Here is a 12548-nt window from a genome sequence, read left to right as displayed (position 1 = left end):
TTATCTAAAGTAAATTTAGATTAGAAGTCGTAGCGTACACCAGCTTGTAGTTGGTCATCTTTATTGTCTAGTTGCTCGAACTTGTAACCAGCATATGTACGAATGTGGCCGTTAAACTTGTATACCGCTTCAATAGCAAAGTTGTTTGCTTCTTCATCAGCCGCTTTATCGAACTCACCGTAGTTATATACGCCAATGAGTGATAGCTGTTTAGTTGCCTTGAAGATAGCTGAAAGCTCGTAGCCTGTGTAGTCTTCATCTGCAACTGAAGCCATTGTGTATAGGCCACCAACAGTGAACGCATCCATAGAGAACTGAGCTACAAGGTTGATTTGATCGTCATCGAAGTTACCATTCTTTTGAGAAACATAACCCGCACCAAGGTCAAATGCACCTAGGTTGTACATAGCAGCGAGGCCAAAACTATCAGCGTCTTTTTCATTTGCTGCGATGTAGTTAGCTTGCACTGTCAACGCGTCAAACTCACCAGAGTAAAGGAAGTTATTCTCACGTTTATCTTTGTTACCATCAACTGCATCAGCGGCATCAGCACCAAATGTAGCCATTGTATCCGTAATGTCAGTCAACATTACCTGTGATGAATCTTGCTTACCGTAAGAGAACTCACCGAAGTTTGTACCAAGGCCAGCATAGAAATAACGGTTAGTAAGTGAGTCTGTTTTCTCTCCATTTACACCTTCAGCCGTATCTCCAGTAAATTCAGCTTCATATTTACCAAAGCCGTATAACTCATCTGAAACTTGAGTTTTACCTGAGATATTTAGACGAGCTCGTGACTTGTCTTTGAAAGAACTGTCTGATGCACTTTCGTTGTTGTCAGAGATGTTGAAGCGAGCTTCAGCACGACCGCCAATTTTAAGCTCAGTACCGTCAGAGCTGTAAACTGTTGCTGCTAGAGATGAACCTGAAACTAGTGCCGCTACCACTGCAGAAGCTAGAACTGCCTTTTTCATAATCACTTACCTTGTATTTTAAAATCCGTGAGCAATGCGCTCTCCGTTTCGATATGAAGCTAATTTAGAACAGGTAAATTAAGCTTTCATTTCCATAAAATTACATTTTCGTGAATGGGGAACTTTTTAAGTGTTGATTTTATTGCACTTTTATTTCATGTGACTGAGTGATTTGTGAATAGTTATACAAGCTAAGTGTTTTAAAGTGGTGGCTTCTCAAATTTCATGTTGGGACATGTGATGAGGATATATGAGTGAATTTTATGGGCAGAGCAGAGGTAGCTACTCGATTAACTGTTTGTACTGATTAAGATATCCTCTATGATGCAAAAACTTCAAAGCGAATAGATTCTGCTCAACAGGATGGAGAGGTTTCATGAAAACAGAGTACTTAGGTGATGTTTTACAAGGTAGACAGGTTATTGGTTCCTTGAATGTGGACGACCTACCTACTGGGGAGCATCAGTTTTGGTTCCAAGTGACCAGCGATGGGCTAGGGCAACCGAAAAATATGCCAGTGTCTGTTTTTAAAGGTAGTCAAGATGGCCCAAAGTTAATGATCACTGCCGGTATTCATGGTGATGAGTTGAATGGTGTGTTGGCTGCTCAACAAATTATCAGAGATCTCGTTGGTAAGAACTTAACAGGCACTGTGACTATCGTGCCTACGGTCAACCTGTCAGGTTTGTTAAATCATAGCCGCGATTTTATCTCTTCTGATCCGGGTTCATGTCCGGCCAATCTTAATCGACTTTTCCCTGGTGATGCCCATGGTTTGGCTGCCGAGCGTTTTGTTGCTTCTTTATGGGAGCGTTTGCTTAAACACAATGCAACGTTTGCGGTCGATCTTCATACCCAAACGCGCGGCGCTGTTTATCCTCTCTATGTTTTTGCTGATTACCGGATTGATCAATGTTTGGAGATGGCGAGATTAATGCAGCCCGATTGTGTGCTCAATGATCCCGGTGACCCAGGCATTCTTGAAACGGTTTGGAATCGAAGTGGAATTCCGAGCATTACGGTCGAAGTGGGGATGGGTAAATTTACTCAGCCTGACATGATTCAAAGGGCTGTCGACGGCGTGTTTAATATGTTGTCTTACTATGAAATGTCCGAGGTTGTCGGTGAGCAAACAACAGAGCCGAAGCAACTTCCCGTTCTTGATTGGATCGAAGGCAACAATGTTGTGTCTATTCGCGCAGATATTGGTGGTTTTGTTCTACCTCAGGTGGAGCTTCTGCAAAGTGTAGAACAAGACGATTTGTTGGCCATCCAATATGATGCTTTCGGTAATGAATGTCGTCGTTATCATGCGCCGTCTGTTGGGTGTGTGCTCAGTTATAACGTGGATGCATTAAGGGAACCGGGTGCTCTTGTTTGTCGCTTGTTGAGTTAAGGTTACGTTAGACAGAAGAAGTTCATTTAGTGGGTTGTACTGTCTTTTTAAATACGAAAAAAAGACCGAGCTTGGCTCGGTCAAAGGACAGTTGTCTAGAGTTAATACGTATTCGGACTCATCGACAGAACTGCTTTAAGAGTAACTAGGATAAATTAAGAGTCCATTGCGAGATGGTGACACTTCAACTGCTTTTTCGTTTCAAAACTATTACTCCAACGAGAGCTATTATTTTTAAGCAATAAAAAGCCTACTGCGAGTTTGCGCGAGTAGGCTTTTATCAATTTCATGTACCGTCCTAAATATGGTTGACACATTTCCAACATGAAATTGGAGAGTGTCATGAAAACAACAAGTAGACGTACTCAACGAGATTATTCTCTTGCCTTTAAATTGGCAGTCGTAAGCCAAGTTGAAAAAGGCGAAATGACTTATAAGCAAGCTCAAGAACGTTATGGGATCCAAGGTCGCTCTACCGTTTTAGTTTGGCTTCGCAAACATGGTCAACTAGATTGGTCTAAAGGAATAGAACAATCGAGAGCGTTAGGAGCGACTATGTCAAACTCTTCCTCAACTCAAACCCCAGAGCAACGAATCAAAGAACTCGAGCAGCAATTAGAAGAAACTCAGCTCAAAGCTCAGTTCTTTGAAGCGGTTGTAAAAGTCATGGATCGAGATTTCGGAGTCCGAATTTCAAAGAAGCGCAAGGCCGAGTTATTAAGGAAAAAACGGTCAGAAAGTTGACCGTCACTAAAGCTTGTCACTTCATAGGTATTACACGACAAGCTTTCTACAAGCGCTGTGTTGCAGAAATTCATCAGACAAAGAAAGATGAATCCGTACTCGGTTTTGTGAAGGAGCAAAGGATGATGCACCCTCGTATAGGGACTCGTAAGATCAAGTATTTACTTGCTCAAAACGATATTGAAATCGGGCGAGACCGCTTATTCTCTCTGCTGAGAATGAATCGATTATTAGTACAGAATCGAAGGGCTTACCATCGAACCACAAACAGTAATCATCGCTTTTACTGCCATCCAAATCGAATCAAAGAAGGCTTAATACCGGAAGGTCCAGAGCAATTATGGGTTGCCGATATTACTTATCTAGCAACGCGGCGTGGTAGTACTTATCTCAGTTTAGTGACGGACGCTTACTCAAGAAAAATCGTGGGCTATCACATAAGTGATGATATGAAAGCTCGCACGGTCAAGCAGGCCTTTTTAAACGCGTTGAAAGAGCGGAAGAATACAGGTGAGCTTGTCCATCACTCAGATCGAGGTGTTCAGTACTGCTCTGTTGAATACCAAGAGTTGCATCGACAGTATGATGTATCTTGCTCAATGACTGATGGCTATGACTGTTATCAGAATGCGTTGGCAGAGAGGATCAACGGAATACTGAAGATGGAGTATCTGTTGAATAAGCCTAATGATTTAGATGAAGCAAAGAAAATGGTCGCTGAATCAGTAAAAATCTATAATGAATATAGGCCTCACACAGCTCTAAAATACAAAACGCCCGATGAAGTACATCGAGCGTTTTAGTCAATCAAGTGTCAACCCATATCAGGACGGGTCATCACTTAAGAGGCTCTATTTCTCTCTAAGCTCGATTAAAAGGCGTCATCTACGATGTCTTTTAGTCGCTCGTAAGGAACATAGCCAGGTAAGATTTGGCCGTTCATCATTAATGTCGGTGTTCCCGTCAAACCTAGTGCACTAAAGGTTTGGTGGTTTTTAGTTAGGATATCGACTTGTTCTTGAGTCGTTTTAAGTTCAGCCTCTGTTCCTGTCTTTTTGGCAACCGCTTCTAACGAACTCTTTGTGTGAATACCACTTTTTGCCATCAGTAGCTTGTCAACTTCCAAGAAGCTTTCTGGCTTGTCTTTCCATACTTTCATTGCGAACAATGCGGCATTTGTGTCGAGGCCATTGACCGTCTGTTGCTTAAACGACTGGTATATATTAATGACTTTAATATCGCTGTTCTCAGAAGCGAGCTGAGTGAGCCCTTTCTCTAAGCGCTTGCAGAAAGGACAATTGTAATCGGTAAAGTTAATGATGATCGATTTACCTTCAGGGTTTCCTAGAATCGGGTGAGCGTCATTGTTATACAACCAGTCGTGACTGTCAGCTTGAGCTTTCTTTGCTTGCGCTTGGCCTGAGACATACTGCTCTAAACTGGTATGCAGCCCTGAAATCGTAGAAGGGTTCTCCTTCAGGAATTGATTAATTTCTTCAAGTTGCTGGGTTTGTTCTGTGCTTAACTCAGCGAATGCACTCGTACTCATTAGTGAGCCTAAAATCAGTGTGCTAATTAAATGTTTTTTCATGTTGTTTATTCTCTAATTCTTGATAATCGTGAGCGCGTTTTGGGTCGCGCTCACGGTCATATTATTTGTTAAATTGGCTTAATCGGTTTATTACCTTGCTCTGCTTTTGTTTGATAAGCGAAGCGGGTTAAGCAAAGTAGGCCCTTAACCACAGGCCCATAGGGGAAGTAACACCGGTTGCGATACTGCTGATCTTTCCATCTTTGATGATGACAATACTTGGTGTGACGTTGATTCCCCAGTCTCTACTGATTTGCCCTGAAAGATCATTGATCACCGGAAAGTCGTACTCTTTTGCGTCCATGAAGCGCTGAACTCGTTCGTTGGGACCTGATGAAAGTGCCACAGAGACCACTTGATGGGAGTCATTGAAGCTATTAATAGTTGGGCTAACTAATTTACATGCGCTACACCATGTCGCCCAAAAATAGACGATGACAGGCTTACCATTTTTGCTTAGCTCGATAACATCAATATCTTCCCCTTGGATCGATTGGCCAACGATTGGAATTGCGTCTCCTTGGGGCATACTTCTACTGTGATAAAAGTCCATAGCAAATGAAACTACGCCAACGATCAGAATCATTGAAACGAGTTCCTTTCCCCATTTCTTAAGGCGACTTGGCTTCTTCACCTTGTTCTTTTCCGAGCTATCTACAGTGGTGCTCGTCTTCTCTTCAGTGTTGGGAGTTTTCATCCATTACCTCGCAGCGTCGATGGCTTGAACGACGGTTTCACTGTTGAGGATGACGGGCAATGGAATACCGCTCTTATAGCTTGGGCCGTATACGATATTAAATGGCACTCCAAATCGCCCATTACTTTGTAAGTATTGAGTGACACTTTCACTTGGTGTTGTCCAATCGCCTTTCATTAAAATAATGTCTTCTTGTTGTAGGTGGCTGTAGACAGGATCTTGAAGAATGACCCCAATCTTGTTGGCCTTACAGGTGATACACCATTCCGCAGTCACATCGACAAATACTGTCTTGCCTTGATCGACTAGTTGAGGGATCTGTTTGGCATCGAGCGGTTGCCAAGGCAGGTCATCCACAATAGGGGTTGACCAGTTATCCGCTGTAATGCTGCCAACGATTAGTGCACCACCAAATACTATCGTGGTCGTGGCTAATATAGGCGTAAGTACTTTGGCACCTAGCTTCTGACCAATCCAAATGAGTACCGTAGCCAGAATGAATACAGCAAGGATAATGGTTGGGAATTTGCCAATAAATGGGCTTAACAAGCTCGTTAACCACAAGCTAGTAATGAACATCATTAAGCCAAATACCAACTTAACCTTAAACATCCACGCTCCAGGCTTTGGTAGTAGTTTGGTTAGGCTTGGGAATACTGCGAAGATCAACCAAGGTGCGCTCATTCCAATACCGAGAGCAATGAAGATAGCCCACAACTCTTGGTAGCTAGCACCAAGCGCATAAGCCACCGCAGTTCCTAGGAACGGAGCACTACAAGGTGTCGCTAGCAGCGTTGCAAACATGCCTTGAACAAAGTGTCCTGAATGTGAGTCATCGCCCTTGGTTGCCATCCAAGTGTTTAAACCAGATGGAAGTCTGAATTCAAATAAACCAAGTAGGTTAATTGAGAACAGTAAGGTGATGAGCAGCATGAACCCTATAAACCAAACGTTTTGGAATTGGATTCCCCAGCCAATCGCGTTGCCTCCCAGTTTTAGGGCTGTCATGCCCAAAGCGAGCAGTCCAAATGAAGTGATAACACCAGCAGCAGAAGCTAGAAATGAGATTCGGATATGTCGATTTGATGCTCCTTGGTTTTGAATGATGCTGTTTAGCTTCATCCCTAACACGGGTAATACACACGGCATGATATTGAGGATCAATCCACCCACTAAGGCAAAGCCAAGCATAACCAAAAAGCTGTTGTTACTGGTTTGGTATGCAATAGGTTCTGAGCCAACTTGAGCGGTCATCTCTTCGGCAAAATTAGTGTCTGAAACCGTGACACTAACTGTGCGGTCGGTTAAGTCGACTTCGCCAATCCAGTTACTTACGTCGAATACCGCAGTCAAAGTATTGTCTGTGATGTGGACGGAGGGTTGAGAGAAGAAGTCGTCAATTACTTCTTGGCCATCAATCAACACCATCGGCTTATCCCAGCCTTCTTTACTTGTAAGCTGAGTTACCAGTTGTTGCTTACTTTTGTCCCAGAATAGGCCATTAACGGAAGTACGGTTGGCTTCACGTGGAGATTGGCTCATGCCTTGGTTGAACAAGAACATGGCTTCTTCATCGAGCGCTAATGTTTGTGGGTCGATCGGCAATTCAATGTCGTAATCGGTCAAAACACAGATATTGGTACACGACGGAAAGGTAAACGAGGCTTTGAATATTGCAGGCTTCGTGTTGTCTTTCAGTGTTAGCGTTACTGGAAAACTGACGTGTTTTTTGTAACCTAATGTCATCACGTCAAGCTGTTCGTAGTACTTAGGAATTGGCCAGTGCCACTCTACCGACTCTATGTTTGTTGAGCCAGACCAGTCCCAGCTAGGTGGGATACCGCCTTCACCGGGGCTACGCCAATAGGTTTTCCAATCTCCGTCGAGCACGACATCTAGAACGGTTTGAATCTTAGAACCGTTATCTGACTGTTCACCCGTCGACATCATTCGCATTTTTACTGGTGGATGTTCAGGCACACTGAGCCAGCCCGTAGTCTGTGCTAAAGCGGTAAATGACGTCATAACCAAAATGGCAGTGACTATAGTTTTCGCGCATGTACGCATGCAGAATGCCAATGAATCGACAAACTTACTTAGTAGTGTGTTGTACACAAATGTATCTCCAAAAAATAAATAAAAGGGTGTAGTAGCCCGGTTATTTACTCTCTAAATATACAGTGCGTTAGGTGTAAGCGGAGTTTTGTAGGTCGAGTAGAGCGATGGTTATCTCTAGACAATCTCGATATATTGGGGGAAAGGCTGTATGCGACAGCAATAAACAGAATGAAAGGGATTAACCAACTTGTTTTAGGTGCGGCAAAGTTGAGCATTTTTGAACTCAGGCTACACGCGCTAGAGTTCGGAGCGGTAAGCATTTTCGATGCTTCTGAACCAAAAACGCTGGCATAGAGTTCAGACATTTTGTCGGGTGATGCGACGATAGCTTGCGGGTCACTGGTTTCTGTACCCACGAATATTGATTGACCAATAAGAGAAGTTGAAATCGATACTTTCTTTACAGATAGCGTGCTCGCCAGGCAAGTTACGATAACGAGTCCGGTAAGAAAGAGCGCCCAAAGCGAATGCTTTTGTCGGCGGTTCTGTTTGGATAAGAAAAGCAGTGGTGTATTCAGCAAATCAGTCAGTAATCGAATCAGTTAGTATTTAAAACAAATGGGCCATTAAAGTTAGTCATCAAAGCGAACTAGCCAATAGGACCAGTTGGTTGAATTACGGCTAGCTTAGATAACTTTGCTTCGCGCTACAAGTCATAAAATGGTTAAAGTAAAAAGGCTGAGCAAATGCTAAACCTAGCCACTAAGGCATCAAGGCTTTACTTAAGTTCATAATAATTTGTTCTTTTTGTTTGTGGCTGCTTTTCTGACCAAAGAGACAACTAAATGTGCATGGCATGTGAGTTACAGGTGAGTTTATTGGGAGAGCTGTGTTGCTGATTAACAAAGGTGTTCTGAAAAGCAGGTATAAAAAAGCCCAATCGTTCGTTTGGAACGGCATTGGGCTTTTTCAATTTGAGTTAGTGCTTGGAATACCAGGGCTTTGTTAGGATGCCTTAGTGAGTGCGGCGTGGGCCGTTACGCACAATATCTTTACCATTATCAAAAACTTCTTTGGTGATCCAACGAGCAAGCAGAACTTTGTGGCTGCTGTTGAATACAGCAACGAAGTGACGACCATCTGAGTTGTTGGTTGCCATGCCTACGCCTTCAACCCCTTCAAGGCCTAAACCGCCAGCTTCTACTGAAATTAGGAATTTTTCTAGTTCTTCTAGAGACTCAATAATATCAAGTTCATTGTTCATTTTTATGCTCTCTTACTGTGAGCCAACATCGGATTAAAGGCTTTTTAGTGCATGTGCCTACGTCGATGATATTGGCCGTTGTTCTTTGTTGGTTGCGTACTCTACAGGTCATAAGAGGTGATTGGAACTCTCAAATATTAAATACGAGCTGACATTTTGCAAACTTTTAACACAACATACGTTTAAATGCTTGTTATCCATATTCTTTTTACTACTATTTATAGGGTCAATTTAGACAGTAATAGGAATTAATATGATGAAGGTTTGGCGTTGTCTATTGCTAATGTTGGCGTTTGTCGCATTCGGAAGTTTTGCGCAAAGCGTCGATAAAATAGCAGGAGTACAAGATCAGTTAATGCTCGATCTGGCAACATTAGAAACGGCGCATGATGCTGAGAAACCCTTTCTAGAAGATATATTAAGGCGTAAGAATCAGGCCTTACGCGAAGAGATCTTTTCACAGCTATCGTCAGATAAGAAAGAGGGGCTTGATGTTACTCTTGCTCAGCAAGTTGAACTCTTACAAAAATTGCTGGCATTGAATGAAATTAAAATCGTTTCAATGAGTAAAGAGAATCGTTCAGCTGAAGGTGATGTTAAAAAGCGTCTTGAGTTACGAATTCAAAAACGAATCGGGATGATGGATGTATATTATCAGCAACTTGCTAAGACATTAGATTGGTCTAAAGAGCGTGGTGTTGATGTTGCAGTGCCTGAAGGTGAGCTCAAAACGGCACTTCTCTCGCGCTCTAAATATCTTACTAATGCCATTCTTTACACTGATACACAGCGACAAGACTTAGAAGCGCGTTTGTCTTTTGTCAGTGAAGAAGAGAAAGCGACCATTAAGAAAGAGCTTGAGCGCTTCAGTGAACGTACTAGTGTCATGGTGGCGAGTTTAGAAGAGACCATCACGCTAATGGAACCGTTTGGCGTAGACGTGACTTCTTACAAGCGCGTGTTATTAGCGACGACGGGTGACATTAACGCTGATGTGTTGGATGTTGATGTTGCGCTAGAGTTGCTGGATGGTTGGCTTCGTTCGTTTAGTTCATGGGCTTTTGAAAATACACCTTCTTTTATCGTTAAGCTTGCTCTATTTCTCGGTATTTTGTATGTAACTCGCCTTATTGCTAACGTTGCTCGTAAGACCGTTCGTAAGAGTGTTTCACACTCCAAAATGGACTTCAGCGTATTGATGCAAGACTTTTTCGTGTCAATTGCATCTAAAGCAGTGGTATTTATTGGTCTGCTTATTGCCCTGTCTCAAATAGGGATAGAGCTTGCGCCACTATTAACGGGTTTCGGTGTAGCGGGTGTCATCATTGGTTTCGCATTACAAGATACGTTATCTAACTTTGCGTCAGGTTTGATGATCTTGATCTATCGTCCTTATGATGTTGGTGACATGGTTAAAGTAGCTGGCGTTCAAGGCACAGTAAAAGACATGAGCTTAGTGTCGACAACTGTTCAAACCATTGATAATCAACGCTTGGTGATACCGAACAACAAGATCTGGGGTGACGTTATTAACAACATCACAGCAGAGCGTGTGAGACGTGTGGATATGGTGTTTGGCATTGGCTATTCAGATGATATTGACAAAGCAAAAGCGGTATTAAACGACATCATCATTGCGCACCCTTTAGTACTTAAAAAGCCAGAACATATGATCAAGCTTCATACCTTGAATACGTCTTCTGTTGATTTCGTGGTAAGGCCTTGGGTTAAAACCGACGATTACTGGGATGTGTATTGGGATGTGACGGAAACTGTGAAGAAACGCTTCGATGAAGAAGGCATCACGATTCCATTCCCTCAACGCGATGTGCATGTTTACAATCACGAAGAGAGTTAATACGGAAAGGACGAGTACGAAAATAGCTAATGCGAAAAGAGCTAAATTAGGCTTATCTTCGACCTCTTAATGTGAAATTAAATGGACGCTTATTCAGCGTCCATTTTTATTGGCTGACAGTCTATATTGAGCTTCATTCTTTTATGTCACTTCACCCACCTTAGAATTACGTTATGATGGGGTAGGCTCAGTCTGGACAGTTGAAATCGAATGGATGATTCACAGCAAAAAACCAATACTAGAAATACAACGGTAAGAAAAGCGACGCGAATCGAAAGCGTCATGAACTCTGCGATGTGGCATTTAACTCAGAGGGATATGACGGAAAGCGAATTGATTGCAAAGCTGAAAGTGAAAACCGACAATCAAGAATGGATCGATGAAACTTTGGGTACTCTGAAAGGCTTTGGGTATCTCAAGTCTGACCAAGTGTTTGCAGAACAATTCGTGGAACAAGCATTCTCTGGTGAATTTGGTTCTCGATACATTATCGAAAAACTGAAGAAGAAGGGCCTGACGGACTCAGTGATTTCTGATGCCATCCATAAGGTGTCTTTCGACAAGTCTATTGATGAACAAACTATCTTGATAGACCGAATTAACCACTATTACACAAGCTTTACCATGAGCCGTGAAAAGCTGGTTGCGACACTGCAAAAGCGTGGTTTTAGCTATCAGCAGGTGAAAGTCGCCATTGACCAGCATCCACAAGCGCATGAACTGAAAAGTAATATCCAAATCAAAGCTGAGAAAGCGGATTTGGAGAAGGAAGTGCTCAAGTATGCTCGTAAAGGCAAAGGCTTGACCGCTATCCAGCAAGAGCTAAGACAACGACAAATTGACACCAGCGAGCTGTCATCGTTAATCGACCGATTAATTAACGAAGAGCAATTGGATTTTTACTCTTCTTGTTTAGAACAGCTACAGAAAAAATCCTATGATCTTAACGATCATAAGGAACGTTCAAAGGCCTACGCGATGTTGAGTCGTAAAGGTTTCTCGTCTGATGAGATTAAGTTTGCGTTGAGTGAAGGCAACGAATAGCTTTAGTACAAAAAAATTAAGTTACGCAAGAACTAAGATGCAAAATAGCTAAGTGCACAATAGCTAAGGTACAAGATAACCTAAGCTACAAAAAGGCTATCGTGTGGTGTGTTGATTTTCCGAGATACCGAGGCCGTTACGCAAGGCAAATTGTACTAATTCGTTGTGGTTATTGAGTTCCATTAAACCAAGCATTCTGTATTTATGCGATTCAATGGTGCGGGGGCTCAAGTGCAATTTATCAGCGCACTCTTTGGCGCTAAATCCTTGAGCAATAAGAGACAGTACCTTGGTCTGTTTTTGAGTCAACAGCAATAATTTGTCGCTATCATCTTCCCACAAGTTTTCACTCTGGTTTAGCGTTCTTGCTAAGGTAGAGTGCTGCCAGTAGCAAAGCCAGACCTCGCACACCAGCTTCAATCGTTTAATATCTTCTAACCCTAATGTTTTGTTATTGTCGTGAAAATTAGTAAAAGATAATGCGCCCCAGCGTTGGTTAAATAGCTGAAGAGGAATGATGCAGTGCCACTTTCCACCTTGATCGTACAACTCACTTAACACATCATTTTGACTGATAGCGAGCTGCGCTTCTGAAAACTCCAAGTAAGTTTCGTTGGTTTTGAGAAGCTTTAAATATTCCAAGTGATTGCAACCAACGAAGTCTCTCTTGTTGATCGATGGAATGTGCGACTTGGATACTGAGCATGTTTTCCCATCTTCCAACAGCACCATAGAATTTGGGTAAAGTGTGAGCCTATCGATATCGAACCAATCTAAAACATCAAAGCTTGCCTCTGACCAAGTTTCTTGAAAGTTTCTTGGATCGCTATTAATAAGAGAGGTCGATTGTTTCATTAGTAACTGTTCAAAATTCTGATATAGAGCACTCACATCTTTCCCTTATCAATTAGAGGTCGATTCA

Annotated in this window: 10 protein-coding genes; 4 read left to right on the top strand and 6 right to left on the bottom strand. The window is 42.5% G+C overall.

Annotation, left to right across the window (positions count from 1 at the left end):
• Positions 1-20: 20 nt before the first annotated feature.
• A complete protein-coding gene (locus tag IHV80_RS23655; RefSeq protein WP_108082401.1) occupies positions 21-974 on the bottom strand; it encodes a porin in 954 nt (317 codons plus the stop codon).
• A 376-nt stretch (positions 975-1350) separates the two neighbouring features.
• Here IHV80_RS23655 and IHV80_RS23650 point away from each other — a divergent pair, with 376 nt between their 5' ends.
• Both IHV80_RS23650 and IHV80_RS23645 read left to right on the top strand, forming a co-directional pair.
• Positions 1351-2370: a succinylglutamate desuccinylase/aspartoacylase family protein gene (locus tag IHV80_RS23650; protein WP_192891228.1), complete on the top strand. Its 1020-nt coding sequence runs from the start codon at positions 1351-1353 to the stop codon at positions 2368-2370.
• A gap of 342 nt (positions 2371-2712) precedes the next feature.
• A protein-coding gene (locus IHV80_RS23645) for an IS3 family transposase (protein WP_192888858.1) occupies positions 2713-3917 on the top strand; the annotation gives its coding sequence in 2 pieces (ribosomal slippage) (positions 2713-3100 and positions 3100-3917; 1206 coding nt in all).
• Between the two features lie 68 nt (positions 3918-3985).
• On the opposite strand, the gene IHV80_RS23640 is transcribed toward IHV80_RS23645, so the two are convergent.
• From IHV80_RS23640 to IHV80_RS23625, 4 genes are all read right to left on the bottom strand, one after another.
• Positions 3986-4705 (bottom strand): DsbA family protein, encoded by a 720-nt coding sequence (locus IHV80_RS23640; RefSeq protein ID WP_192891227.1) that lies wholly within the window; start codon positions 4703-4705, stop codon positions 3986-3988.
• A 127-nt stretch (positions 4706-4832) separates the two neighbouring features.
• Positions 4833-5402 (bottom strand): protein disulfide oxidoreductase, encoded by a 570-nt coding sequence (locus IHV80_RS23635; RefSeq protein WP_192891226.1) that lies wholly within the window; start codon positions 5400-5402, stop codon positions 4833-4835.
• 3 nt (positions 5403-5405) lie between these two features.
• Entirely contained in the window at positions 5406-7469 is a 2064-nt protein-coding gene (locus IHV80_RS23630) for a protein-disulfide reductase DsbD family protein (RefSeq protein WP_192892211.1), read from the bottom strand.
• Between the two features lie 1006 nt (positions 7470-8475).
• Positions 8476-8724, bottom strand: a complete 249-nt coding sequence (locus IHV80_RS23625) for a hypothetical protein (protein ID WP_192891225.1) — start codon at positions 8722-8724, stop codon at positions 8476-8478.
• A 253-nt stretch (positions 8725-8977) separates the two neighbouring features.
• Here IHV80_RS23625 and IHV80_RS23620 point away from each other — a divergent pair, with 253 nt between their 5' ends.
• Entirely contained in the window at positions 8978-10582 is a 1605-nt protein-coding gene (locus IHV80_RS23620) for a mechanosensitive ion channel family protein (RefSeq protein WP_192891224.1), read from the top strand.
• 210 nt (positions 10583-10792) lie between these two features.
• Positions 10793-11626: a RecX family transcriptional regulator gene (locus tag IHV80_RS23615; protein WP_192891223.1), complete on the top strand. Its 834-nt coding sequence runs from the start codon at positions 10793-10795 to the stop codon at positions 11624-11626.
• A gap of 96 nt (positions 11627-11722) precedes the next feature.
• Here the strand turns inward: IHV80_RS23615 and IHV80_RS23610 are convergent, their stop codons facing one another.
• Entirely contained in the window at positions 11723-12481 is a 759-nt protein-coding gene (locus tag IHV80_RS23610) for a response regulator transcription factor (protein ID WP_404818363.1), read from the bottom strand.
• Between the last annotated feature and the right edge of the window lie 67 nt (positions 12482-12548).

The sequence above is a fragment of the Vibrio bathopelagicus genome, assembly GCF_014879975.1.
Classification (GTDB): domain Bacteria; phylum Pseudomonadota; class Gammaproteobacteria; order Enterobacterales; family Vibrionaceae; genus Vibrio; species Vibrio bathopelagicus.
The sequence above is the reverse complement of the archived record's forward strand: the minus strand, read 5'-3'. Positions and strand labels throughout refer to the sequence as shown.